Below are 24,894 nucleotides of genomic sequence, written 5' to 3'. Positions count from 1 at the left end.
AATCACCTAAAGTTTATAAGCTACGTTGATTGACCCGCTTAGATAATTCTTCTGCCGACTCTTTTCGCTCTGAATAACGATCTGTGAGGTACTGACTTTGTCCACGAGTGAGCAAGGTGAACTTATATAGTTCTTCCATTACATCGACAATTCGATCATAGAAGGATGAAGGTTTCATCCGTCCATCTTCTTCAAACTCTAAAAAAGCTTTTGGAATAGATGATTGATTTGGAATGGTGATCATGCGCATCCAACGGCCTAAAATACGCATCTGGTTTAAGCTGTTAAAGGACTGCGAACCGCCACTAACCTGCATCAATGCCAAAGTTTTTCCTTGCGTTGCTCGAATTGCACCGCCTGCCAATGGTATCCAGTCAATTTGTGATTTGAAAATTGAACTCATGGAGCCATGACGTTCAGGTGAGCACCATACCATTCCTTCAGCCCAAGCGAGTAAATCATGCAACTCTTTCACCTTTGGATGTTCTGTGTCTGCATCTTCGGGTAAGGGTAGGCCTTTTGGATGAAAGATTTTTACTTCAGCGCCAAACTGCTCCAAAATACGTCCTGCTTCCATCACCGCCAATCGGCTGTATGAGCGCTCACGGTTTGAACCATACAGCAGCAAAATACGCGGTGGATGATCCAGCTCTTTAGCTTGTACTTTTTCTAAAGTAGGTTGATCGAGAAGATTCATATCTACATTTGGGAGAGTCATAGAAATTACACCTCTGCTTTAAAAAACTTTTTTCTGAGCCACAAAGACACACTGACTAAAGCAATCAACACTGGTACTTCAACCAGTGGACCAATTACAGTAGTAAACGCCACAGGTGAAGCTAAACCAAAAGTTGCAATCGCTACAGCCAGCGCCAATTCAAAGTTATTCCCCGCAGCAGTAAAGGAAATTGCTGTAGTTTTAGGGTAATCATTGCCCATCCATTTGCTCATAAAGAAGCTGATGAAGAACATCACGATAAAGTAAATGGTCAATGGAATGGCAATACGTAAAACATCCAGTGGTAAACTCACCACATCATTTCCTTTGAGGCTAAACATCGCCACAATCGTGAACAACAAAGCAAGCAAACTCAGTGGGCTAATTTTTGGTAAGAAGACATTTTGATACCAATCCAAACCTTTCGCTCGAACCAGAATAAATCGTGTCATAAAGCCAAGGAAGAACGGAATCCCTAAATACACGAATACCGCATGAGTAATCGTCCAGAAATCCACATTGATCACTTGCCCTGCAACACCAAAATAAGGTGGTAAGAAGGTCAAGAACAACCAAGCATAGGTACTGAAAAATAAAATTTGGAAGATACTGTTAAAAGCCACCAATGCAGCAACATATTGGTTATCCCCACAGGCCAAACCGTTCCACACCAAGACCATCGCAATACAACGAGCCAGTCCTATCAGGATTAAGCCTGTCATATACTCTGGATAGCTATGTAGAAAAACAATGGCTAAGGCAAACATCAATACTGGTGCTATCACCCAGTTCTGTATCAAAGACAGAGTTAAGGTTTTTTTGTCTTTAAACACCTGTGGTAGCGCAGCATAGTCTACTTTTGCTAATGGTGGATACATCATCAGAATCAAACCAATCGCAATTGGAATATTGACGGAATCCACACTCATTTTATCCAATGCCACTGACGCTTGTGGAAGGAACACACCGATCGCTATTCCCAACCCCATCGCAATGAAAATCCATAGCGTGAGGTTACGATCTAAAAAGGATAATCTTTGTTGAGCCATGATGTTCTCATTCAATATCTGAGATGTGATTGATTGAAGCAATCAATTCAGGACGAGACATGTGCGCTGTATCCAGTGCAAATAGTGCATCTAAACGACGATTGATATGGTCTACAGTCACTTGGAATGCCTGTAATTTTTCTTCTTTCGGCAAGTCTAAATGTGAAGGGTCAGCCAAGCCCCAATGTGCCTTGATTGCTCCACCTAAATACAGTGGACACGCTTCTTGCGCTGCCGAATCACAAACCGTAATCACTACGTCAGGTTGATATTGTTCACAATCATCAATGGTTTTACTCCACAAACCATCTGTTGAAAGACCTAAAATTTCTAATGTTTCTATGGTCAATGGATGTACTTGCCCTGATGGTTTACTACCTGCACTGTATGCTTTCCAACCCTCTGGGGCACGACTATTAAACAGCACTTCTGACAGGATGCTACGGCAACTATTTCCAGTACACAAAAAAAGGAATTTCATATTGTTCTACTCGCAATAACTATTGATTTGTTGAAATGATGGAGTAACTTTTGGCTGTAAATCAGCCTTTTTAAGGGTGTTAAGTATGTCTATACACCAAATGGGTAAATTGGGATTGAGACTGTAGTAAACCCATTGTCCTTGGCGTCGATCTTGTAAAAGACCAGAAGAACGCAGTAAGGCTAAGTGCCGTGAAATCTTAGGCTGGCTCAACTCTAGTTTTTCAGTCAAGTCGCAAACACACTGTTCATTATTTCCAAGAACTAACATGACGATATTGAATCGTGTTTCATCAGCTAAACATTTAAAGAAATTGATTTGATCCATATTTTTACTCACTCAAATATATGGATATATCAATATTCACATATATCCATGAAATTTTTATTTCAATCGCTGCCCATTTGCATCAATCACTTGTTCACCATCTTCTTTAGTGAAAGCACCCTTTTGTGGGAGTGGTAAAATTTCTAATACTAGTTCTGACGGACGACTTAAACGAGTTCCTATTTCAGTCACCACGAATGGACGGTTAATCAAAATTGGATACTGAAGCATAAAATCTAAAAGCTGTTCATCCGTCCAATCATCACGTTCTAGTTCTAGCTCAGAATACGGCACAACATTTTTACGAATTGCCTCTCGCACGGTTAAACCCGCATTTACGATCATTTGAATCAGTTCATTTTTCGATGGTGGTGTAACTAGATACTCAATCACTTCAGGTTCAATGTTGGCATTACGAATTAAGGCCAATGTGTTGCGTGATGTTCCACATTCAGGGTTGTGATAAATCTTCACTTTTGGAGTAGCAGACATTTGCTCAAACTCAATTGAATCTTTGAATATATTTATATACGAATAAACATATATATGCAAATACATATATTATATTTTATAAAATCTTGATCTGGCATTATTATATTTATGATGTCTTCTCAGTTTTATGGCTATAGCTCTATTTTCCAATTATGAGTTATTTTATCGCTTTATAACTTATTAAAAATAAAGAGGTAGACCAAAAATCTACCTCTTCATGAAATTATCGTAGTAACAGCACTGGTTTATTAGCGCTTGTGATCACTTTAGTGGTGGTACTACCAATAAAAAATTGACGTATCTTTGAATGACCATAAGCCCCAACCACAATCAAATCGATTTGATGCTGTTCAGCGTAATTGATAATTGCCTTATCAACTTCACCATCCAACGTATTCAAGGTGATATTAAAACCTTGTGATTCAAGTTGCTCTTTTGCCCAAGAGAGCTGATTTTGCATTTCACTATTCGGATTTCCTACATAAACCAAATGTACTGCAAGACCTTTAAGTAATGGGCTTGACGCAATGCGTTCAACACATTTTCTTGCAGTTGGACTACCATCAAAAGCAACTAAAAATGAATGTGGCTTTTGGAATGGAGAGGATGCAATCAATACGGGTTTATGAATAGCACGTACAATACTTTCGATCTGCGAACCAATTTTGTCAGAACGGTATTCAGTCTGAGTGCCGTGTTTGCCCATAATCAACACACGAATGTCTTCTTCCAATCCAACAACAGTTTCCAATAAACTCCCATGTCTTTGGAAACTATGAGCATCCAAACTGAACTTTTCGAGTACATATTTTTTTACTTCTCTTAGCAAAACTTTTCCATGTTCAAGCTCAATCTTGCCCTTGCGTTCTTCAAGCTCAACCAACTCTTGCAAAAGTGTTTCACGGCTACCCAAGCCAATTGCGCCACTCAAATCTTGAGGTGCTTGAGCTTTGGGTGTATCGATTACGTGTAAAAGTTCAAGAGGTGCGTTGAGTTTTTGGCTAAACCAAGCTGCATAATCACATACGGTATTTGTACCGAGTGAGCCATCTATACATGCAATTATTTTTGACATTGTTCTAACTCCTTTTAGTGATTACTCAAGCGATCTAATGCATCTGGTTTATCGTGAATACCAAACTTTTCAACCATTGTTTGACTTGCTTTATTCATACCAATCAATTCAACTTCTGTACCTTCTCGTTTAAACTTAATGACCACTTTGTCTACTGCTGCTACAGCCGAAACATCCCAAAAGTGTGCTTGACTCACATCAATCACGACTTTTGAGATGGCTTCTTTAAAGTCAAATGCTGCTGTAAATTTATCGGCAGAGCTGAAGAAGACTTGGCCCTTAACAATGTAAGTTCTAGTACTTTCAGCATCATCCAATACAGATTGAACCGCCATATAACGTTCGATTTTGTTTGCGAAGAATAGAGCCGAAAGCAATACACCAATCAAGACACCGTAAGCTAAGTTATGTGTCGCAACGACAACAACCACTGTAGCGATCATTACGATATTACTTGAGAGAGGATACTGGCGAATATTTCTGAGTGAATCCCAGTTAAATGTACCAATTGATACCATGATCATTACTGCGACCAATGCAGCCATCGGAATAATTTTTAACCAATCACTGATAAAAACCACCATGATGAGCAAGAAAATACCTGCAAAGAAGGATGATAATCGGGTACGACCACCTGATTTCACATTGATAATTGATTGACCAATCATGGCGCAACCAGCCATACCGCCCATGAATCCTGATGCAATATTGGCAACCCCTTGACCTTTACACTCACGATTTTTATCACTCGATGTATCAGTTAAATCATCGACAATCGTTGCTGTCATCATTGATTCAAGCAAACCAACAGCCGCTAAAGCTGCTGCATAAGGAAAGATAATTGTTAAGGTTTCGAGGTTTAATGGAATATCAGGTAGTAAAAAGACTGGAAGTGTGTCAGGCAATTGTCCCATATCTCCCACAGTACGAATGTCTAATCCCAATGTTATTGCTGCAATGGTTAAGACTACGATGGTCACTAAAGGTGAAGGGATTAAAGAACCAATTTTAGGTATTAATGGGAATAAATAAATGATACCCAAACCAACAGCAGTCATTGCATATACATGCCAAGTTACATTGGTTAATTCGGGTAGTTGAGCCATGAAAATGAGAATTGCAAGCGCATTCACAAATCCGATTACCACTGATTTAGACACAAATCGCATTAAAGCACCTAATTTGATGTAGCCTGCGACAATTTGAATAACCCCAGTCAGAATCGTTGCTGCAAGTAGATACTCAAGTCCGTGCTCTTTAACTAATGTAACCATGAGCAAAGCCATAGCACCTGTTGCTGCGGAAATCATCCCTGGTCTTCCACCAACAAAGGAGATCACGACTGCAATACAGAATGAAGCATATAGCCCGACTTTGGGATCGACACCTGCAATAATAGAAAATGCAATTGCCTCTGGAATAAGTGCTAAAGCAACGACAATACCCGAAAGTACATCACCACGGATATTCGAGAACCATTGCTCTCGTACATTGGAAAACATAGAAATAGCCTATTTATATAGTTTTAGATAAGGCTAGTGATGTGATATATACAACACACAAGCGACTACACCACATCACTAGACAGTGATGAGTTATTTACAAAAAGATGGGTAAATAAACTTAGGGTGGAGTCAAAATCATTAGTGTGTGAATACGAATAGAATGTAAATTGAATAGGTAGTATAGGCGAAATGGACTACAATTTCACTCTTTTCTATTTCGCAATTATATAGAAAATATGAAATACCAAATGATTTCATATACATAAGGTTGTGTAAAAAATACTCTTTAATTTAAAAAACCATCTACTTCTGTAGACTTATGAATAAGTTTTTAAAGCGATTTTTCCATTCATTTGGTGTTGCGTATAAATGTTTTATTGCAATCATTTTATGAATAAAACTATCACAATAGAGTGCCCATTTTTTGATTCCTTTGGCACTTTCTAGCTCAATGCAGATTTTTTTAATTTGTGCGCTTGTTAACTTCTGCTGTGTAAAGATAAGAAAAGCACAAAATGCTTCATGATTTTTATTTTTATGTATATCGATGAGATAGGAAAAATCTTTTTGATCTTTTAAGTCTAATTTTAAGAATAATAATTTTCGCCCTTTATCATAATCAATCCATGAAGGATGTTTGGGTTCAGGCACAAGTTTTTTGATTTGAAGTAAATTAATACTCGCTATCACTTCTCCATGTTCATTAATTGCAGACAGGTGTTCTAGAGGAGAGTCCATTTCTGAAGAAAGTTCTTGGAGAGATTGAATAATATATTGAATATCAAAGCGCTCATCCCTACTAGGTGGTGTATCTGTAGTTTCAGATTTTTTGATCTTAGTATTTTTATTGCCATATGGTTCATCAGATGATGTTTCGACATCTTTTGATTTATCTGAATATGGATGATTGGGTGTGCCAACTTCAATTGGATCATTGGTTGGTTCATTAAAAGAATACTTCAAAATATCTTGTGTATTTCCAGTTTCCACATCAGATCGCTTACGGTATTCACCGCTTGTTCTTGATGGTGGTTTTTGTGTATTGATATGCTCATTTTTATTTTGAGTTTTTTCACGAGGTCGAGGGTTTTTCTCATCAGGTTTTGAAATAGTATTAGTAAGGTCTTTATTGACATCAATCATGTGATCGTTAATAGGATCAAATTTTTTCACTCTAGTAATAAAAAAGCGTATCTTATTGTCATCTAGCCAAATTCCTTCTGCTTCAAGAATAAGCTTTGTAGGGTGTGGCGGAAATACAATTGGATATCGTGTGCCTGTGCCATGCTGAAGATGATTAAACTCAGTAATCTCCATACTTCTTTGGATTTTATCAACTATCGTCTGAACATGCTGATTTAAGGCTAGATTGGCAAGAAAAATAATTGCAGTCTCGCCAATATCTTCATAGGGCTTTCTGATTTTTATTTTATATTCAATATTATCATCCTCAAATTCTGTTGTATAAGATTCTAAAAAGCGATTAATGATGGATTGGCTTGAAGTTCCTAATAAGAGTCCGCGAATATCTTTACGATTGACGAATAAGCTATGTAAAACATGAATTGAGGAAGTGATGACTTGAGTTCCATCATTAGAATGCATTAAGCAGTGATTCACTTTACGATATGAATCATTGGTGTATTTGGTAAATGGATAGCCTTGAAGAACATAATCAACTTTATTTGGGAGGAAATAGTTTTTTAAAGGAATGTAGTATTCAGAAGTATTGGGGATTCTGTCAGTAAGTTTTATATTCTTAGGTTTATTATTGGTGAAGTCGAAAGAAAATCGTTTTGTAATGAGTTTGCCTGAAAATCGATAGGATTGATCGGTTAAAACATTTCCATCCCAAATACTGCCATGTTGAACAGCATCAAGATCAAGTACGGGAACAAGGAATGTTGAGCACTTATCTAAAAATAACCATTGATCACTTTTTCTAATCTCAATTAATAACACTTCGACAAAAGGATTAGTTGAGTCGTTATCTTCATTTCGAACAAGTCCACCATATCTATAAACCACTCGACTAATATTATCATTTGGGAAGCAATCAATAGTCGTTATTTTGTCATTATTAATAGGCATATATTTTTACAAAATGAAAAATTAAAGCTTATAGATAATATACTTTTTATTCTTGCTCTAGTTTATTTGTGTAAACTCTGATTTATTTGTGGAACCGACAGCCACCACCCACCAATGCGACTGCCGAAGCGGTATGATGCGGGGCACGAAAAGGACGTTGTCCAAAGCTATGTCGAGTATTCGAAATAGAATAAATACTGGCAACTTCTAAATTTTCTTGAGCACTCAGCGGTGGAAGAATACTCGATAGGCGTGAAGCCAAAAGCGTTTTACCTGTGCCTGGAGGCCCTTTAAACAATAAAGAGTGACCACCAGCCGCTGCAATTTCGAGTGCTCGTCTAGGTCTAAGTTGACCCTTAACGTCGACTAGATCATTTTTGTATTGATTTTCAAATGATTTTTCTAAAGATTTTGTTGCACATATTTTGTGCAGATCCAGAAAATGATCACAAACGGCTTTAAGATGACCAGCACTAAATACTTTGATATTGGGCAGCTGGCTCGCCTCATCTGCATTTTCACTCGGTAACATCAGATTGTGACCAGCCATTTGACAAGCCATGGCAATGGTAAGTGTTCCGCTGGCTGGTCGAAGATGTCCATCCAAAGCCAATTCACCTATAAATTCAAAATCATCTGTTGTATTTTCGGGGAGTTGACCTGATGCAATTAGAATCCCGAGTGCAATGGGAAGATCAAGTCTAGATCCATCTTTGGGTAAATCTGCTGGTGCTAAATTGATGGTGAGACGCTTGGTTGGAAATTGAAAACCGCTATTAATGATGGCGGAACGCACACGATCTTTACTTTCTCTAACTGCTGCTTCAGGTAACCCAACAATAGTGAGTGAGGGTAAACCTTGGCTTACATGAACTTCTACTTCAATAAGAGGTGCGTGAAGTCCGAGCAGACCACGCGTATAAATTTTTGCAAATGACATTTTTTGTACCACTTTTCTTTTTATTTATAAAAATGCTTTATTTTTAATCATTATTGGAATGTTGTTGCACAAAAATGATGCAATTTAGCTCATTTTTGCTGAATCAGTGCCTCTAAACTTTTAATTTGATTTTGAAGTTCGATTAAACGTTCATTGGCATTGTCTAAAGCAATCTTTTGACGATCAAGTTCGTCTTTAGACACTAAATCCATCTTGGTGACTGTTTCCATTAACAGTGCGCGAAGGTTATGTTCTAGATCTTTTTTGGGTTGATCTAGTTGCTCCATGATCGCTTGTAAAAGTGTCTCAATCATAAAAAATCCGAATATCGATAAATAACGTCTAAATTGTGGAGCATCACCCGTCTACTGTCCATAGCATTCATTCAATAACATAGATAAATTCGATCAATGCCCCAGAAATTTCCATGAAAAAATTGTACGATTTTTTAGAACTTAGTCTAATTATCCCTTATAAAATAGGGTATAAATATAAATCATGCCTGAACGGATTAATCGTCCCCAACCATTATGAAGTTTTGGCATGAAATTTGAACATAAAACCTTACTGGTGAAAAAAGCCGAAGGAAAACAACATGAAACTCGTAACAGCAATTGTAAAACCATTCAAGTTAGATGATGTTCGTGAAGCATTATCTGAAATTGGCGTTCAAGGCATTACCGTAACTGAAGTGAAAGGCTTTGGTCGTCAAAAAGGACACACGGAATTATATCGTGGCGCTGAATATGTCGTTGATTTTTTACCTAAAGTAAAAATTGAAATCGCAATCAGTGATGACATGGTTGATTCAGTCATTGAGTCAATTACCCGTGTTGCAAGTACAGGCAAAATCGGTGACGGAAAAATTTTCGTGACTAACTTAGAACAAGTCATCCGTATCCGTACTGGTGAAACTGGTGCAGACGCTGTCTAATTTTTAATTGGCATGAAGTTTGCTGAGTAGCGCATAACTCGCAAAAAAATAGGTTGGGGGATACGAATGAAAAAAATGCTACTTGCGCTGAGTCTATCTGGCGCACTTTTAGGTGGTTCTGTTGCTTGGGCAGAAAGCGCGGTATCAGAACCAACTCCTACAGAAGATGTGGTTGTGGCAAGTGCCGCAGAAGCATCTTCACCAAATTCTACAGAAGCTGCGGCACCTGCTCCAGCTGAAACAACAGCACCTGCTGAAGAAGAAGCAAAATTAGATACAGGTGATACAGCTTGGATCTTGGTATCAACTGCATTAGTGCTTCTGATGACTATTCCAGGTCTCGCATTATTTTACGGCGGTATGGTTCGTAAGAAAAACGTCCTCAGTACAATGGCACATAGCTTCGTTGCAGCTGCTGTCGTGAGTATTACATGGGTTGCATTGGGTTATACCTTAGCATTTGGTGAAGGTAATTCATTTATCGGTGGTTTAGATAAATTCATGCTCTCAGGGATTACCACTGATGCCTTGTCTGGAAGTATTCCAGAAATTCTATTTGTTATTTTCCAAATGACTTTTGCGATTATTACCGTTGCCATCATCACAGGTTCTATTGCTGAACGTATGAAGTTTGGTGCATTTGTCGCTTTCATTACCGTTTGGTCAATTATCGTTTATGCTCCAATTACACATTGGGTATGGGGTGGTGGTTGGTTAGGTAACGATGGTGCACTCGATTTCGCAGGTGGTACAGTCGTTCATATTAACTCTGGTGTTGCAGGTCTTGTTGCGGCGTATATGCTGGGCAAACGTATGGGACTCGGCAAAGAATCCATGGCGCCACATAACTTAACATTGACCGTTGTCGGTGCAAGTTTAGTTTGGGTTGGTTGGTTTGGCTTCAACGGCGGTTCTGCCCTTGGTGCGAATGGCTCTGCGGGTTATGCGCTTGTCGTCACTCAAGTTGCAGCAGCTGCGGCAGCGATTGCATGGTTAATTACTGAGAAAATCGTACGTGGTAAAGCTTCTATCTTAGGCGGTGCTTCTGGTGCGGTTGCTGGTTTAGTGGTGATTACACCTGCTGCTGGTTATGTCACTGTAGGCGGCGCTTTAGCGATGGGTCTAATTGGTGGCGTTGTATGTTTCTGGGGTATTACTGCTTTGAAACGTGCTTTAAAAGCAGACGATTCTTTAGATGCATTCGGTCTACATGGTGTCGGTGGTATTGTGGGTGCAATCCTCACAGCTTTCTTTGCAAGCCCTTTCATTATGGGCGACGCTGCACCGGCTGATGTCATGAAACAATTATGGGTACAAGTAGAAGGTGTATTGGCAACAATTGCATACTCTGCAGTCCTCACTTTCATTATTCTTAAAGTGATTGATCTTGTGATTGGTATCCGTGTTGAATCTGACGATGAACGGATGGGTCTTGATTTAAGTCAACATGGCGAACGTATCGAGTAATATCCAAAAACGAAATCAATATATTGTATAAAACAGCCCATATGGGCTGTTTTTTTTCTATATATTGCGTAATGCTCAACAATCGAATATATTTTTGCTACACTAAGGAATACACAAATTGTTCAATTAAACTGCTATGCACTGTCCATTTTGCAATGCCCCTGATAGTAAAGTCATCGACTCGCGGCTCGCTGCTGAAGGTTGTCAAATACGTCGTCGTCGTGAATGTATTAGTTGTAATGAGCGGTTTACCACCTTTGAAAGTTTTGAAGTGGTGATGCCTCGTGTCACGAAGTCAGATGGTAAAAATGAACCTTATGACGAAGCAAAATTGCGTCGTTCGCTTATGCATGCGCTACAAAAGAGACCAGTGACTCAAGAACAAATTGAAGCTGTCGTGAGTGATATTCAACTGCAAATACGCCGACTCGGTGAACGTGATGTTCGTTCTCGTACGATTGGTGAAATCGTGATGCAAGCACTGTTTGCTTTAGATCATGTTGCCTATGTTCGCTTTGCCTCGGTTTATCAAGACTTCCAAGATGTTGAAGCATTTCGACGTCAGATTGAACAAATGCAACATCGTGGTCAGGATTACTAATTAATTCTGCTTTTTCTTTTTAAGGTTTTTACTTGAGAAATATATGTCTGAGTTAAATCAACAGCTCATCCAAGAACATCAAGTTTGGATGCAACGTGCGATTGTATTGGCTCAGCAGGGACAATATTCAACTCGTCCAAATCCCAATGTGGGTTGTGTGATCGTTAAAGACGGTCAAGTGGTGGGTGAAGGTTTTCATCCTCAAGCAGGTCAACCACATGCTGAAGTATTTGCACTGCGTCAAGCCGGTGATTTAGCTCAAGGTGCTACAGCCTATGTAACACTTGAACCTTGTGCGCATTATGGACGTACGCCGCCTTGTGCCAAAGGTTTAGTTGAAGCTGGTGTGGCAAAAGTTGTGGTGGCGTGTTCAGACCCTAATCCTTTGGTTGCAGGGAAAGGCGTCGAAATTCTAAAGCAAGCAGGCATTGATGTGATCGTGGGTGTTTGTGAAGAAGAAGCGAAGCAACTGAATTTAGGTTTTTTAAAAGCCATGTCGACAGGTTTACCTTATGTTCGTTTAAAAGTTGCTTCAAGCCTCGATGGTCGAACTGCAATGGCATCAGGTGAATCAAAATGGATTACAGGACCAGAAGCTAGACGTGATGTACAGCATTGGCGTGCTATATCTGGCGCAGTCATTACAGGGATTGAAACAGTTCTAGCAGACGATTGCCTATTGAATGTCCGTGAACTACAACATGCAAATCTAGAACAAATTGTGCAACCTAAACGTGTTATTTTAGATCGCCAAGGTCGACTACCTCTAACGGCAAAAATTTTACAGAATCCTGAAACCGTGATGGTGATGGGTCCTTTCCGTTCAGAACTTGCTAGATTGGGTGTGGTTCAGTTGGATGTCCAATCTTTAAAAGATGTGTTGAAAACGCTTAAAGATTTTCAAATTTATGATGTATTGATCGAAGCGGGAGCAACATTGTCTACTGCATTTTTAAAAGAAAATTTAGTCGATGAACTCATCAGTTATGTTGCACCAACATTCCTTGGTCAATCCGCACGTGCCATGTTCAATGCTGACTTTGTCAGTATGACAGAACAACTTCGGTTCAAGTTAAAAGAAGTCACTCAAATCGGAGATGATATTCGCTTGAAGCTTATCCCTTCTCAAGAGTCAGTATGAATTCAGAGTCTACGGTTTACCATAAACGTCGTCATGCAGCACGCACCACAGATGAGTACTTATTTAATCAATTGGTACCCTATTTAGGCAATAAACGCCGTTTGTTGCATTTGATTTTAGAAGCATTAGAGAGTACGGGGACACTCAACAATACTGGAAAGGGACGAGCACCGATATTTGCTGATTTCTTTGCAGGTAGTGGTGTCGTTTCACGACTGGCTCGTCAAAATGGCTATCGTGTGATTGCCAATGACTGGGAACCTTATAGTCATGCACTCAACAATGCGATTTTATCGTGTACTGACGCACCAGCATTTAAAGAGTTGGGTGGGTATCAAAAAGCCATTGATTATTTGAACCGTTTACCTGAAGTGAAAGGGTGGGTGACACATAATTTATGTCCGCGTAATGATGAAATTTATGATCCGACGCGTGATCGATTATTCTTTAAGCGCCGTAATGGAATGCGCATAGATGCCATTCGTCAACAAATTGCAGCTTGGCAAGCTCAGGGTGCAATTGATGATGTTGAAATGAGTGCTTTGTTATCACCACTTTTATATTCAGCCAGTTTTGTCAGTAATACCAGTGGTGTATTTAAAAGTTTCCACCATGGTTGGGGCGGTAAAACGCAAACAGCATTAGAACGAATTGAGTCTCTGTTGTGGTTAACTCCGAGCCGTTTTTGTGAGATCGGTGACCCTAAAGTACCTATGGCAGAAATGTGGTGTGTCGATGCACAACACTTAGCGAGTCAAATGAGTGGATTTGAGGTGGATATTGCCTATTTAGATCCGCCTTATAATCAGCATGCCTATAGCAGTAATTATCATGTACTGAATGCTTTAACGCTTTGGGATCAAGTTGATTTACCGACGCCAGATACCAAAGGCTATAAGAGCGGGATTGACCGTGCATGGCGTAAAGAGCGTCCAAGTCCTTATAACTCTTCAAAACATGCCAAAGAAGCCTATGAAAAGTTATTACAAACCATTAATGCTCGGTATATTTTGACCAGTTATTCAACGGATGGAAATATTGAAGCAGGTGATTTGCTGAAAGCCAATTTGGAACGTGGACGCGTCACCTTATTGACCCAAGATGTACCGCGTTATCGTGTCAGCAAGCAACGCCAGTCTGAACGCGCGCGTGTACTTGAGTTTATTGTAATTACCGACACACACGCCAAATCTGGACCTCCGATTCGCCAGTTATTAGGTCAATTACATCACTATGCTGAGTTGGGTGGTGTAGATACAACAGGTGTCGCTACACAATTAGATTTGTGGTAAAAAGATGCCTCAAGTATAAAAGCCATGCTTGAATGGCTCCTAAATTGCATTTTGAGACACAGTTATGTTCACAGGTATTATTGAAAGTTTAGGCAAGGTTGAAAGTTTGCAAAATGTGGGTGGAGATGTTCGCTTACGCATTCAAACTGACTTAGATATGTCTGATGTTCACTTAGGTGACTCCATTGCCACCAATGGTATCTGTCTTACTGTAATCGATTGGGGCGACAACTGGTATGCAGCAGATGTGTCTCGTGAAAGTTTAAAACGTACGACATTGGGCCAATGGAAAGTTGGTCAGCCCGTGAATGTCGAGAAAGCCATGTTGCCGACTACTCGCTTTGGCGGTCATATTGTCAGTGGACATGTGGATGCAGTGGGTGAAATTACTGTGGTTCGCCAAGATGCACGGTCTTTATATTTTGAAGTGACTGCACCTGTAGAAATTGCAAAATACCTTGCTGAAAAAGGTTCGGTCACTGTAGATGGTATTAGTTTGACCATTAACCACTTGCGTGGAAATATTTTAAGCTTAAATCTGATTCCTCATACAGCGGAAAGAACCAACATTGGCACATGGAAAACGGGGACGCAAGTTAACCTAGAAGTTGATGTTTTAGCACGATATATCGAGCGATTGTTGTTAGGTGATAAAGCCGCCGAACAGAAACCAGAATCTAAACTGAGCATGGAATTTTTAGCTGCGAATGGATTTTTGCGGTAAAAAGGGTCTAGAATAGCGCGCAGCCTAATTTATTAGGCTGTTTTATTTTGGCGAAATGTTGCGTTTTAACTGATGAAAGCAAGATGTAGGAGAAACAACATGCAGCGGATACGTGGTAATGATTGATTTTTTGCTGCATTTGGAACAGCTTTTACCGACTCTCTTAGAAACTTATGGTCTTTGGATTTACGCCATTCTGTTTTTAATCATTCTGGGTGAAACCGGCTCAGTCTTTCTATTTTTTCTTCCTGGCGATAGCTTGCTCATAGCCATTGGTGCTTTGTGTTCAACCACAGCATTGATCCATTTGCATTATATGGGTGTGCTGTTGTTTATTGCCGCCGTGCTAGGTTATACCATTAATTATCATACTGGGCGTGTGCTGGGGCTTAAATTCTTTAGAAGGCATCCTCGATGGTTTAAACCCGAATATATTGATAAAACCACAGCATATTTTGAAAAGCATGGTGGTAAGACGATTATGATGGCTCGGTTTATTCCTTTTATGCGCTCAATTGCACCATTTGCAGCTGGTTCTGGCTATATGAGTTATGCCAGTTTTATGTTGTATAACGTCTTAGGTGGCTGGATTTGGATAACACTTCTACTTGCAATTGGTTATGGAACGGGTAATTTGGTGTCATCCATTATAGATTTCTTCTGAGTTTTTTTGAAATTTCTTTAGATTCAATCTATGTATTCTGAATACTCAATAGAATAAACTTTATTTCTATACATCAATGATAAAAACCCCATGTTGGGGTTTTTTGAATCGATTGATTTAAATCATATTGACTATTTTGTGGAAGCAACCAAATCTGAATTTTTTAAAATATAATCAATTTCTTCCTTAGCAGATTGAATCAATTTATTTCTAAATGCTGTTACAGCTTCCTCAATCTGAGTTTCAGCTTCCAACTCAAGTCGTAAGCGAATGCTGTCCAGTTCAGTATGTATTTCAGTATCAGTCACTAAAAAATGCCCACGTGAATAATCAACTGCGGGTTGATCTGGGTTTTTGCTATAACGTTGGCTATATTCAGCTATCTCAGCATCGATATCATGACGAAGATGCTGAAGTTTTTCTGTTTGATGCTGGTATTGTTGCACTTCATCTTGGAGAAGTTGCTGTGTTTTGACCTGCTCTAGATGGCGTTTTTCTGCTAAAGATTTCTCTAAGGCCAGTTGTTTACGTACTCTGGCAGCCTCAATGAGACGCGCTTTTTCTTCAGCATAAGCTTCCTCAACTTTCAACTGAGCAATTTGCATTGCTCGCTGGTCATTTTCAAGCCATTGTTGAATATTGGACTCAGGTTGTAGCAGTTCACTAACACGGTTTAAGTCGTCCAAAAATGCTTGGCGTACAGCCTCAGGAGCACTGAGCCATCGCTGTTTAAAATTTTGACCGACATTCAGTGCCACCGCACATCTCCTTATTGAACTGTAAACTTATGATACAACATGTTGAAATTATAACTTATGTGTCTGAGGTGTTATGCCTAAACGACGATAAGTTTTAAATTTTTCCCGCCCAATTTGTTTAGCAGGTTCGTTATTTTCTACAATTTCGATAATGTGACTAAATTGTTCTGCTTGTTCAAGGGCATGATTGTTAAAATTAAACACAATCCATTCCTGATCCATAGGTAAATGTGCAGAAATGCAGATCGGTGCTTCTGGTTGATCTATACCGTGCGCTAAAAAGCTGCTTGGATCAAAACTCCATAAGCGATCATCTAAATCGTGTTGAATTTCTTGATCAGGACAATGAATCCAAATTTTAGCCGATTGACGCAGAATCTTTCGACATAAACGGCAAGTGCTTTCCACTTGCCGTTCTGGACTTTTTTCAAAAAGATAAAAGCTAATTTTAGCCATTCACGTTCGCACGATTTGCCAAGAATTGAACCAATAATGGCACTGGACGACCCGTTGCACCTTTGTTTGCACCTGAGTTCCAAGCAGTACCCGCAATATCTAAATGCGCCCAACGGTATTCACGTGTGAAACGTTGCAGGAAGCAAGCAGCAGTCACCGCACCAGCTTTTGGACCACCAATGTTGCCAATGTCTGCAAATGGAGAATCTAACTGCTCTTGATAATCATCAATCACAGGCATGCGCCATACACGGTCAAAAGATTGCTCGCCTGCTGTTTGAATTTCATTGGCAAGTTCATCATCTGGACTAAATAGACCTGATAGAACTGAACCTAATGCCACTACACATGCGCCTGTTAATGTTGCAATATCAATGACCACAGCAGGGTTAAAACGTTTGATATAGGTCAAGGTGTCACATAGAACCAAACGACCTTCAGCATCGGTATTTAAAATTTCAACCGTTTGGCCACTCATCGTAGTCACAATGTCGCCCGGACGAGTCGCATGACCCGATGGCATATTTTCCGCGGCAGCAATTGCACCAACCACATGAATAGGAAGTTTAGATTCACATAAAGCGCGAATGGTTCCTAGTACAGAGGCTGCACCACACATATCGAATTTCATTTCATCCATGCCTAGACCTGGTTTTAATGAAATACCACCTGTATCAAAAGTAACACCTTTACCAACCAAGACCACAGGTGCATCTTCAATATTTGCTAAATATTCAAGTGTGATTACACGACCTGGGCGGTCGGAACCTTTGCTCACTGCAAGGAAGGCATTCATACCTAGCTCAGTCAGTTGAGGTTCATCTAAAACAGTCACTTTAAGCAAGTCTGGAAACTCAGCTGCAAGTGCCAGTGCTTGTTCTGCTAAATATTCAGGGAAACAGATATTTGGAGGGCAGTTTCCTAAGTTACGAGCAGTACTTTGACCTTTTTCAACCGCAGCAATCAGAGCAAGCTGCGCATCATTTAACGACGATTGTGATGCAACAAAATCAATTTGTTCCAATACATATTCATTCTTTTTTGATTTGTAATCATCATATGTATATGCTGATTGAGTCAGACTTAATGCAAAAAGATAATGAAGCTCAGCAGGTAAAGCGGAAATATCAATGCTGATTTGTTTGAATTTTTTTTGTGATGATTTGATGATTGTTTGTGCGATTTTAGCCAGTTTTGCTGGTTTTAAGTCAGCGACTTTATCGATACCAATAAGCGCTGTATTTGCGTGATTATTAACCTGACCAATCAATGTTAAGCTTTCATTTAAACTTGCCTTAAATTGAGCAATTTCAATAGATGCTTTTAAGTTATTGATCTGGTAAGTAGATTCTGGACGATGAATATCATCTGAGCTCACCAAAATAAATAAACGTTGGTTCGCAGTATTCTGAGAAGAAGATGAATTAACGGTAAGTTTCATATGCTTTATATATGCCTATAGAGACGTTTTAAATCATTAAACCATTGAACCACTACCAATGATAGAATTTCAATGAGGTTTTATATTTTTAACATTAGGGTAAACTAGTGCTTGTCCAATTTACAGGTTTTGGAAGATTACTTTGATTATAAGACGTTATCTCGTCAAGCAAGTGTTATCGACTTCTGTCGTTGTCATTTCTCTACTCACACTCATCATGATGGGTGGGCGGTTGATCAAATACTTTGGTGTGGCAGCACAAGGCCGTTTAGACGTTGGCATTTTATTTAATATTATTGGATACAGACTACCCGAGTTTTTGACGCTGATTCTACCATTGGGCTTTTTTATTGGCTTAATGTTGGTGTTTGGTCGTTTGTATGTAGATCATGAAATGGCAGTATTAAATGGGAGTGGGGTAAGTAAAACACAACTTTCTCGTCTGCTGTTGCCACTCACGATTGTATTTTTGGCTGTTCAAGCTGTACTTATGATCTGGTTGTCTCCGTGGGGGAACCGTGAATTCGAGACACTGACGACCACACAAGCTGTACGATCTGGCTTCGATTTGGTTCGACCGAGAGAGTTTATTTCCTCGGGACCCTACACGATTTACGCTGGTTCTTTGTCGGATGACCGTCAAAATTTAAAAGAAGTATTCTTCTATCAGCGCGCTGAAAAAGAAGGCAAACCTGATGTCATGATTTTGGCAAAAGAAGCTATACGTGTAGAGACAGAAGATAAAGGCGCAAGTGTGGTTGATTTAACCCAAGGTCGCCGTTATGAAATCCATGAAAATAGCCCGAAATACACACAAACAGAGTTTGAGTCTTATCGTTTACGTCTAGAGAATGATAAAGAAGCTAAATTTGAGAGTAGTGAAGTCAAAGCATTGCCAATGAGCACGCTTTTGAGAACTTATGAAGATCCTGTTGTTGCAAGTGAATTAGGATGGCGTATTTTTGTGCCATTTTCTATCATTGTGGCATTGATGCTCGCAACTGCTTTATCTGAAGTGACACCAAGACAAGGGCGTTATTTAAAACTCTTTCCAGCTTTAATGATTTTTGCGAGTTTAATTGTTATTTTGATGGCGATAAAAACCCGTATTTCAAAAGATGAAATTGGAGTTTGGGCGTATCCTGTCATTCTTATTGTTTATGGTATTGCAGCTGCAACATTTTCAAGAAAACAGAAATTGGCACCGAAGTTAAAGAAACGAATTGAGCGGGTGAAATCTTAATGTTAGCACGTAGAATTGTCGCCAAACATGTGACAAAAACCACTGCGCTCGCCATGTTGGGTGCAACTGCCATCTTATCGGCATTACAGGTCTTATTTACCTATATGGGTGAATTGGGGAGCCTCAAAGATGGCTATGGTGCTTGGGATGCATTACTTTATGTCTTGTGGGGAGCACCAAACTATCTGTATGAAATTCTTCCAATTTCAGCCCTAATCGGTTCTATACTTGGTTTGGGTACATTGGCATCTAACAGTGAACTCATTGTGATGCGTGCTGCTGGTATTAGCTTATGGCGAATTGTCGGTTGGGTGATGCGCTCGGCATTATTACTGGTCATCCTTTCATTTGCTCTAAGTCAATGGGTGATTCCATATACCAATGAACAAGCGAAAAGTGTCAAGAGTCATCGTTCTGTCGCTGAGTTGGGCGAGGTTCGAGGTTATTGGACACGTGAAGGTCAACGATATATTTATATCGATTATGCCAACTCACAAGGGCAGCTTAAAAATGTGCAAATGGTCGATTTTGATAATGATTACCGTATGAAATCTGTGGTCAATGCAGAGCAAGGTCAATTTATCGAAAATGGTCAATGGGATTTAACCAAAGCCAGTCAATTGGATGTATTTGAGCAGGGAAATTCTCGACTTATTCAAACTTCTCAGCAAAAAGTTGCTTTAGCATTGCAACCTAAATATGTGCATATGGTGACCATCGATCCCGAAGATCTATCACCAAGTCAGTTGATTAGTTTTATGGGATATATGCAGGAATATAGTCAAGTACCGAAAAGTTATCTTCTGGCATTTTGGCAAAAAGTGGGTTCACCATTTGCATTACTTGCTTTAGTACTTGTTGCTTGCTCATTTATTTTTGGACCACTTCGTCAACAATCCATGGGCTTCCGATTAGTTATCGCATTGTTTGTCGGCTTAGGTTTCTTCTATATACAAGATTTCTTGGGTTATGCAAGTTTGGTCTATTCACCATCACCTGCGTGGTTCGTATTCCTCCCAATTGCGTTGATGTTTACTATGGGTAGTTATTTACTCTACCGCGTTAAATAAATTTAAGGCTCAAATCAATGTGATTTGAGCCTTAATCTTTTCTGAATTTTAGAAGATTAAAGTCGGTTGAAGATGACGTAGATTTTAAATTGATCTAAAGCGTAACTGAACCGTATTAAATCCTTCGTTAAATTGAAAAATTGATGGTTTTGATCAGTCAAAGCCATCGTCTTAAGATAGAGTCTTACTTAAAAATTGAGTAAGATATAGCGATTAATTTGTGAACAAAAAAGAGTGTAAATCATGACGGATGCAACTGCTGGCAAAATCCCTCACGTATTGGTCATTATGGACGGTGTGGGGCATCGTGAAGCGGTCGAAGACAATGCATTTCTTGCAGCGAAAACGCCAAATTTAACTGCGATGAAGCAAAATCATCCTCATGGCTTAATTTCAGGTTCTGGTGAAGATGTGGGGCTGCCTGATGGTCAAATGGGTAACTCAGAAGTTGGTCATATGAACTTAGGTGCGGGTCGTGTTTTATATCAAGACTTTACTCGTATCACCAAGGATATTCGCACAGGTGCTTTTTTTGAACATGAAGTGTTGGTTGACGCTGTAGAAAAAGCAAAAGCCAATCATGCTGCCGTGCATATTTTAGGATTATTGTCAGAAGGTGGTGTGCATTCACATGAAGATCACATTGTGGCAATGGCTGAACTTGCATTAAAACGTGGTGCAAAAGTTTATTTACATGCTTTCTTGGATGGTCGTGATACACCACCAAAAAGTGCTGAACCATCACTGAAAAAATTAGATGCGCTATTTGCTCAATACCCAGGTCAAGGTCGTATTGCAACCATGATTGGGCGTTACTTTGCAATGGACCGCGACAACCGTTGGGATCGTGTTGAACAAGCATATCGTTTATTGACTGAAGGTGAAGCAGTACGTACTGCTGCTACAGCTGTAGAAGGTCTTGAATTGGCTTATGCTGCAGATGAATCCGATGAATTTGTGAAAGCAACGCGTATTGGTGATATTGCCAAAGTCCAAGATGGCGATAGTATTGTCTTTATGAATTTCCGTGCTGACCGTGCACGTGAGATTACCAAAGCATTTGTTGAAAAAGACTTTGCAGGTTTTGAACGTAAAGTCTTTCCAAACTTAGCAAAATTTGTGATGTTGACGCGTTATCAAGCGACGATCGATGCACCTGTGGCTTATATGCCAGAACCTTTAGTGAACTCAATTGGTGAATACCTTTCTAACTTAGGTAAGACACAATTACGAATTGCTGAAACTGAAAAATATGCTCATGTGACCTTCTTCTTCAGTGGTGGTCGTGAAGATGAATACCCTGGTGAAAAGCGTATTTTGATCCCATCACCAAACGTGGCAACATATGATTTAAAACCAGAGATGAGTGCTTATGAAGTGACTGATGAACTCGTCGCTGCGATTAACTCTGGTGAGTTTGATTTACTGGTTGTGAACTATGCCAATGGTGATATGGTTGGGCATACAGGTGTGTTTGATGCTGCTGTGAAAGCCGTTGAAGCAGTCGATGTAAGTTTGGGTCGTGTATATGATGCAGTTATGGCGAACAAAGGCCATATGCTGATTACAGCTGACCATGGTAATGTTGAACAAATGCAGGACTATGTCAGTGGTCAAGTGCATACTCAGCACACGACTGAACATGTTCCTTTTATTTATGTCGGTCCAACTTCAGCAGAAATTGCAGACGGTGGTGTATTGGCAGATGTTGCACCAACATTATTGACCTTGATGAACATTGCGGTGCCTGCTGAAATGAAAGGCCGTAACTTGGTGACTTTAAAATCGTAAAATATGTATTACGACAATTAGAACAATAGGAAAACTGAATGACATTGACGTGGAAACATCGTGCCTTATTTGTAGGCTTACTTTTGGGTGGATGTCATTTGGTCTGGGCTGCGGAAGCAAAAGCTCCCGTAGCCTCAAATTTGGATGATCAATGGGTGGATGATGTTGCTGAAGTCCCTGTTGAATCCATACAGCAGTTTGTACAAATTTACGGTGTTGTAAAACAAAATTATGTCAGTGAAAAATCTGATGATGCGTTATTTTTACAAGCCACAAAGGGTTTGGTCAGTGGTCTAGATCGCTACTCAAGATATTTAAGTCCAGAAGAATATCGCCAGTTGATTCAATACACGGAAGGCGATTTAGCAACTGTTGATTTTAATGTGTTTTTTGATGCAACGAAGTCGCAATGGATCATCAGAAATTTAACTGAAGATGCAGATTCATATAAATTGGGTTTAAAAAATGGCTCAACTATTTATAAAATTGACAGTCAAGAAATTAAAAATTTAAATCAGCATCAAGTCAAAGACTTACTTGATGGTTCTATCGGAAGTACGGTTCAAGTTCAGCAAACAGCCTCTAGTCGTGTATTTACCTTAGTGCGTAATAAGAAGTTAGATGTTGCTGATATTCAACCGATCCTGCTCAATAACCAAATTTTAGTCATTAAAGTAAAAGTTTTTCAGCAAGATACAGCAAATCAATTGAAAAAAATTATTGATGAATATCAATCAAATAAAATTAAAGGTGTCTTACTTGATTTAAGAAATAATCCAGGTGGATTGTTGTCCTCTGCAGTCGAGTCAGCAGATTTATTTTTGAACCAAGGCTTAATTGTATCTACAAAAAGTCGTTCAGAAGGTGATCAAGAGTTTCAAGCTTTACCGGGCAATGAATTTAGTCAATTAAAACTCGGTGTACTCATCAATGGACGATCTGCATCAGCGGCTGAAGTGTTTACAGCAGCAATGAAAGAACATCAACGTGCGGTGATTATTGGTGAAAAGAGTTATGGTAAGGGGGTTGTACAAAAGTTGTTCCCATTATCAGATGGCGCAGCATTACAAATGACGGTCTCTCATTACTTTACACCGAAAGGCAATTTGATTGATGGTCAAGGGATTCGCCCGAATATTGAATTGCCTTTGACTGCGGAAATGAAAGAAGAAAATTATCTGAATCATGCCGCAGAACAATTACTCAAATCTAAAATTTAAGATGAAATGGGTGTATTCAACCTTATTCATCATCGGTATCAAGTCCAAATTTCTTTAAACGATAACGCAAGGATCTAAACGACATTCGAAGCTTTTTAGCTGCAAGAGTTCGATTCCAATGCGTTGAGTTTAAGGCATTCATAAGCACTTCTTTTTCCACTTTTTCCAAGTATTCCTCTAAACCTTCTTCAGGCAACTTGTTATCTGCAATCATTGTGGTTTGAGGTGATGCTTGTATTTCGATAGATTGCGTGTGTTCAATCGGAACGGGTTGAGGAATAGGGCGAATGGTGGATGTTTGTAAATGGGCAATATCAATCAGTTGATCATCACTTAAGGTGATACCTCTTTCAATGATATTTTGCAGTTCTCTGACATTGCCTAAATAGTACTGCTTCATGAGAAACGCTTCAGCATCCTCATTGAGTTTCTTAAGTTCGATTCCCCATTCGGAACATATTTTAGCAATGAAATGATTTGCCAAGAGCAAAATGTCTTGCCCACGTTCACGTAATGGGGGAATGGTAATGTCCATGACATGAATACGGAAAAATAGATCATGTCGAAATTTGCCTTGTTGGACTAAATGTTCAAGATTTTGATGACTGGCACTGATAATGCGAAAATCAACATCAATTTCTTTGTCACTGCCCAAAGGCCGTATTTTTTTCTCTTGCACCGCACGCAATAGCTTTGCTTGCATAGCCAATGAAAGTTCAGCGATTTCATCTAAAAATAAACTGCCGCCGTCAGCCAACTGAATCAGACCAACTTTGTCTTCTAAGGCCCCAGAGAAACAGCCTTTAACATGGCCAAATAATTCACTTTCAAGTAGCTCTTCAGAGATGGCTCCACAGTTAATGACGACAAAAGGTGCATCACTACGATTACTCAATAAATGAATGAGATTGGCAACCACATCTTTGCCCGTGCCTGATTCACCAGTGATACATACGGGTGCTTGCGAACGTGCAATTTTTTGGATGGACGATCTGAGTTTTTTCATTGGCGCAGAATGACCAATCAAGACGCGCTCTTCTATTGGTGAATCTGCTGTATTTAATGCACTTTCTGGAACGTGGAGGGCTTTTTGTAAAACCTGATGCAAATGTTGTTGGTTAATGGGTTTGTTCATAAAATCGAAAGCACCCGCTTTGAGGGCAGCAATCGCAATATCCATATTGCCATAAGCGGTCAGTACAGCAATCGGGGTTTTAGGATAATGCTGTACCACATGTTTGACGAGGTCTAAACCACTACCATCGGGTAGGTTTAAATCTGTAATACATGCATCATATTTATACTCAGTAAAGAAGTGCTTTGCTTGTTTTAAATGATGCGCCATATGCGTTTTAATACCCATGCGTGACAAAGTCATTTGCATCAGCATGCATAAATCTGGCTCATCATCGAC

Annotated in this window: 23 protein-coding genes and 3 pseudogenes; 11 read left to right on the top strand and 15 right to left on the bottom strand. The window is 39.5% G+C overall.

Going from position 1 to position 24,894, the window contains the following annotated elements; genetic code table 11:
* Nucleotides 1-13 precede the first annotated feature (13 nt).
* From arsH to G8E00_RS15010, 10 genes and pseudogenes are all read right to left on the bottom strand, one after another.
* Nucleotides 14-718: an arsenical resistance protein ArsH gene (gene arsH / locus G8E00_RS15055; protein WP_000174605.1), complete on the bottom strand. Its 705-nt coding sequence runs from the start codon at nt 716-718 to the stop codon at nt 14-16.
* 5 nt (nt 719-723) lie between these two features.
* A complete protein-coding gene (arsB, locus tag G8E00_RS15050) occupies nt 724-1,767 on the bottom strand; it encodes an ACR3 family arsenite efflux transporter (protein WP_166225918.1) in 1,044 nt (347 codons plus the stop codon).
* Nucleotides 1,768-1,774: 7 nt separating this feature from the next.
* Nucleotides 1,775-2,248, bottom strand: coding sequence for an arsenate reductase ArsC (locus G8E00_RS15045; protein WP_166225915.1), 474 nt, complete (start codon nt 2,246-2,248; stop codon nt 1,775-1,777).
* 6 nt (nt 2,249-2,254) lie between these two features.
* The gene (locus tag G8E00_RS15040) at nt 2,255-2,575 is read right to left on the bottom strand and encodes a metalloregulator ArsR/SmtB family transcription factor (RefSeq protein WP_166225911.1); all 321 of its coding nucleotides are present in this window, start codon (nt 2,573-2,575) and stop codon (nt 2,255-2,257) included.
* A 57-nt stretch (nt 2,576-2,632) separates the two neighbouring features.
* Nucleotides 2,633-3,067, bottom strand: coding sequence for an arsenate reductase (glutaredoxin) (gene arsC / locus G8E00_RS15035; RefSeq protein WP_166225908.1), 435 nt, complete (start codon nt 3,065-3,067; stop codon nt 2,633-2,635).
* Between the two features lie 223 nt (nt 3,068-3,290).
* Complete coding sequence (locus G8E00_RS15030) at nt 3,291-4,142, bottom strand: universal stress protein (protein ID WP_166225905.1); 852 nt, start codon at nt 4,140-4,142, stop codon at nt 3,291-3,293.
* A 14-nt stretch (nt 4,143-4,156) separates the two neighbouring features.
* Complete coding sequence (locus G8E00_RS15025; protein ID WP_166225902.1) at nt 4,157-5,644, bottom strand: SulP family inorganic anion transporter; 1,488 nt, start codon at nt 5,642-5,644, stop codon at nt 4,157-4,159.
* A gap of 306 nt (nt 5,645-5,950) precedes the next feature.
* The gene (locus G8E00_RS15020) at nt 5,951-7,738 is read right to left on the bottom strand and encodes a hypothetical protein (protein ID WP_166225899.1); all 1,788 of its coding nucleotides are present in this window, start codon (nt 7,736-7,738) and stop codon (nt 5,951-5,953) included.
* Nucleotides 7,739-7,838: 100 nt separating this feature from the next.
* Nucleotides 7,839-8,678 (bottom strand): annotated as a pseudogene (locus G8E00_RS15015) (YifB family Mg chelatase-like AAA ATPase); the annotation flags it as partial.
* 89 nt (nt 8,679-8,767) lie between these two features.
* Nucleotides 8,768-8,992 carry an accessory factor UbiK family protein gene (locus tag G8E00_RS15010; RefSeq protein ID WP_166012594.1) on the bottom strand — a complete coding sequence of 75 codons (225 nt, stop codon included), beginning with the start codon at nt 8,990-8,992 and terminating at the stop codon, nt 8,768-8,770.
* Nucleotides 8,993-9,273: 281 nt separating this feature from the next.
* Here G8E00_RS15010 and glnK point away from each other — a divergent pair, with 281 nt between their 5' ends.
* From glnK to G8E00_RS14975, 7 genes are all read left to right on the top strand, one after another.
* Complete coding sequence (gene glnK, locus G8E00_RS15005; protein WP_005094485.1) at nt 9,274-9,612, top strand: P-II family nitrogen regulator; 339 nt, start codon at nt 9,274-9,276, stop codon at nt 9,610-9,612.
* Nucleotides 9,613-9,678: 66 nt separating this feature from the next.
* A complete protein-coding gene (locus G8E00_RS15000; RefSeq protein ID WP_166225893.1) occupies nt 9,679-11,079 on the top strand; it encodes an ammonium transporter in 1,401 nt (466 codons plus the stop codon).
* A gap of 136 nt (nt 11,080-11,215) precedes the next feature.
* The gene (gene nrdR / locus G8E00_RS14995) at nt 11,216-11,680 is read left to right on the top strand and encodes a transcriptional regulator NrdR (protein ID WP_166012592.1); all 465 of its coding nucleotides are present in this window, start codon (nt 11,216-11,218) and stop codon (nt 11,678-11,680) included.
* Nucleotides 11,681-11,723: 43 nt separating this feature from the next.
* A complete protein-coding gene (ribD, locus tag G8E00_RS14990; protein ID WP_166225890.1) occupies nt 11,724-12,821 on the top strand; it encodes a bifunctional diaminohydroxyphosphoribosylaminopyrimidine deaminase/5-amino-6-(5-phosphoribosylamino)uracil reductase RibD in 1,098 nt (365 codons plus the stop codon).
* Nucleotides 12,818-14,113, top strand: a complete 1,296-nt coding sequence (locus G8E00_RS14985; protein WP_166225887.1) for a DNA adenine methylase — start codon at nt 12,818-12,820, stop codon at nt 14,111-14,113. Before ribD ends, G8E00_RS14985 begins: the two co-directional genes overlap by 4 nt.
* 64 nt (nt 14,114-14,177) lie before the next feature.
* On the top strand, nt 14,178-14,837 hold the full coding sequence (locus G8E00_RS14980; protein WP_166225884.1) for a riboflavin synthase: 660 nt from the start codon (nt 14,178-14,180) through the stop codon (nt 14,835-14,837).
* A gap of 118 nt (nt 14,838-14,955) precedes the next feature.
* Nucleotides 14,956-15,501 (top strand): VTT domain-containing protein, encoded by a 546-nt coding sequence (locus G8E00_RS14975; RefSeq protein WP_166012588.1) that lies wholly within the window; start codon nt 14,956-14,958, stop codon nt 15,499-15,501.
* Between the two features lie 131 nt (nt 15,502-15,632).
* Here G8E00_RS14975 and blhA read toward each other — a convergent pair whose 3' ends face one another.
* Genes blhA through G8E00_RS14960 form a run of 3 tightly spaced genes read right to left on the bottom strand, consistent with a single transcriptional unit; the run spans nt 15,633 to nt 18,156 of the window.
* Nucleotides 15,633-16,259 carry a cell division protein BlhA gene (blhA, locus tag G8E00_RS14970; protein ID WP_166225881.1) on the bottom strand — a complete coding sequence of 209 codons (627 nt, stop codon included), beginning with the start codon at nt 16,257-16,259 and terminating at the stop codon, nt 15,633-15,635.
* Between the two features lie 48 nt (nt 16,260-16,307).
* The gene (locus G8E00_RS14965) at nt 16,308-16,715 is read right to left on the bottom strand and encodes a DNA polymerase III subunit chi (RefSeq protein WP_166225878.1); all 408 of its coding nucleotides are present in this window, start codon (nt 16,713-16,715) and stop codon (nt 16,308-16,310) included.
* Nucleotides 16,708-18,156, bottom strand: a complete 1,449-nt coding sequence (locus G8E00_RS14960) for a leucyl aminopeptidase (RefSeq protein ID WP_166225875.1) — start codon at nt 18,154-18,156, stop codon at nt 16,708-16,710. Before G8E00_RS14960 ends, G8E00_RS14965 begins: the two co-directional genes overlap by 8 nt.
* Nucleotides 18,157-18,298: 142 nt before the next feature.
* Here G8E00_RS14960 and lptF point away from each other — a divergent pair, with 142 nt between their 5' ends.
* The 4 genes from lptF to G8E00_RS14940 all read left to right on the top strand — a co-directional run bounded on the left by lptF (nt 18,299) and on the right by G8E00_RS14940 (nt 23,480).
* On the top strand, nt 18,299-19,399 hold the full coding sequence (gene lptF, locus G8E00_RS14955) for an LPS export ABC transporter permease LptF (RefSeq protein ID WP_166012584.1): 1,101 nt from the start codon (nt 18,299-18,301) through the stop codon (nt 19,397-19,399).
* Nucleotides 19,399-20,469 (top strand): LPS export ABC transporter permease LptG, encoded by a 1,071-nt coding sequence (gene lptG, locus G8E00_RS14950; protein ID WP_166012583.1) that lies wholly within the window; start codon nt 19,399-19,401, stop codon nt 20,467-20,469. Before lptF ends, lptG begins: the two co-directional genes overlap by 1 nt.
* 243 nt (nt 20,470-20,712) lie before the next feature.
* Nucleotides 20,713-22,260, top strand: coding sequence for a 2,3-bisphosphoglycerate-independent phosphoglycerate mutase (gpmI, locus tag G8E00_RS14945; RefSeq protein ID WP_166225872.1), 1,548 nt, complete (start codon nt 20,713-20,715; stop codon nt 22,258-22,260).
* A 38-nt stretch (nt 22,261-22,298) separates the two neighbouring features.
* Nucleotides 22,299-23,480 (top strand): S41 family peptidase, encoded by a 1,182-nt coding sequence (locus tag G8E00_RS14940; protein ID WP_166225869.1) that lies wholly within the window; start codon nt 22,299-22,301, stop codon nt 23,478-23,480.
* 22 nt (nt 23,481-23,502) lie between these two features.
* Here G8E00_RS14940 and G8E00_RS16550 read toward each other — a convergent pair.
* Nucleotides 23,503-23,682 (bottom strand): annotated as a pseudogene (locus G8E00_RS16550) (helix-turn-helix domain-containing protein); the annotation flags it as partial.
* Nucleotides 23,683-23,768: 86 nt separating this feature from the next.
* Nucleotides 23,769-24,870 (bottom strand): annotated as a pseudogene (locus G8E00_RS14935) (sigma-54-dependent transcriptional regulator); the annotation flags it as partial.
* Between the last annotated feature and the right edge of the window lie 24 nt (nt 24,871-24,894).

Source organism: Acinetobacter shaoyimingii (genome assembly GCF_011578045.1).
GTDB classification, from domain to species: Bacteria; Pseudomonadota; Gammaproteobacteria; order Pseudomonadales; family Moraxellaceae; genus Acinetobacter; species Acinetobacter shaoyimingii.
This window is presented reverse-complemented; position numbering and strand designations above follow the sequence as displayed.

Excerpts from the sequence above, each read along its gene's own strand:
- arsH (WP_000174605.1), bottom strand. The coding sequence starts at position 718 with ATGACTCTCCCAAATGTAGATATGAATCTTCTCGATCAACCTACTTTA.
- arsB (WP_166225918.1), bottom strand. The coding sequence starts at position 1,767 with ATGGCTCAACAAAGATTATCCTTTTTAGATCGTAACCTCACGCTATGG.
- G8E00_RS15045 (WP_166225915.1), bottom strand. The coding sequence starts at position 2,248 with ATGAAATTCCTTTTTTTGTGTACTGGAAATAGTTGCCGTAGCATCCTG.
- G8E00_RS15040 (WP_166225911.1), bottom strand. The coding sequence starts at position 2,575 with ATGGATCAAATCAATTTCTTTAAATGTTTAGCTGATGAAACACGATTC.
- arsC (WP_166225908.1), bottom strand. The coding sequence starts at position 3,067 with ATGTCTGCTACTCCAAAAGTGAAGATTTATCACAACCCTGAATGTGGA.
- G8E00_RS15030 (WP_166225905.1), bottom strand. The coding sequence starts at position 4,142 with ATGTCAAAAATAATTGCATGTATAGATGGCTCACTCGGTACAAATACC.
- G8E00_RS15025 (WP_166225902.1), bottom strand. The coding sequence starts at position 5,644 with ATGTTTTCCAATGTACGAGAGCAATGGTTCTCGAATATCCGTGGTGAT.
- G8E00_RS15020 (WP_166225899.1), bottom strand. The coding sequence starts at position 7,738 with ATGCCTATTAATAATGACAAAATAACGACTATTGATTGCTTCCCAAAT.
- G8E00_RS15010 (WP_166012594.1), bottom strand. The coding sequence starts at position 8,992 with ATGATTGAGACACTTTTACAAGCGATCATGGAGCAACTAGATCAACCC.
- glnK (WP_005094485.1), top strand. The coding sequence starts at position 9,274 with ATGAAACTCGTAACAGCAATTGTAAAACCATTCAAGTTAGATGATGTT.
- G8E00_RS15000 (WP_166225893.1), top strand. The coding sequence starts at position 9,679 with ATGAAAAAAATGCTACTTGCGCTGAGTCTATCTGGCGCACTTTTAGGT.
- nrdR (WP_166012592.1), top strand. The coding sequence starts at position 11,216 with ATGCACTGTCCATTTTGCAATGCCCCTGATAGTAAAGTCATCGACTCG.
- ribD (WP_166225890.1), top strand. The coding sequence starts at position 11,724 with ATGTCTGAGTTAAATCAACAGCTCATCCAAGAACATCAAGTTTGGATG.
- G8E00_RS14985 (WP_166225887.1), top strand. The coding sequence starts at position 12,818 with ATGAATTCAGAGTCTACGGTTTACCATAAACGTCGTCATGCAGCACGC.
- G8E00_RS14980 (WP_166225884.1), top strand. The coding sequence starts at position 14,178 with ATGTTCACAGGTATTATTGAAAGTTTAGGCAAGGTTGAAAGTTTGCAA.
- G8E00_RS14975 (WP_166012588.1), top strand. The coding sequence starts at position 14,956 with ATGATTGATTTTTTGCTGCATTTGGAACAGCTTTTACCGACTCTCTTA.
- G8E00_RS14965 (WP_166225878.1), bottom strand. The coding sequence starts at position 16,715 with ATGGCTAAAATTAGCTTTTATCTTTTTGAAAAAAGTCCAGAACGGCAA.
- G8E00_RS14960 (WP_166225875.1), bottom strand. The coding sequence starts at position 18,156 with ATGAAACTTACCGTTAATTCATCTTCTTCTCAGAATACTGCGAACCAA.
- lptG (WP_166012583.1), top strand. The coding sequence starts at position 19,399 with ATGTTAGCACGTAGAATTGTCGCCAAACATGTGACAAAAACCACTGCG.
- gpmI (WP_166225872.1), top strand. The coding sequence starts at position 20,713 with ATGACGGATGCAACTGCTGGCAAAATCCCTCACGTATTGGTCATTATG.
- G8E00_RS14940 (WP_166225869.1), top strand. The coding sequence starts at position 22,299 with ATGACATTGACGTGGAAACATCGTGCCTTATTTGTAGGCTTACTTTTG.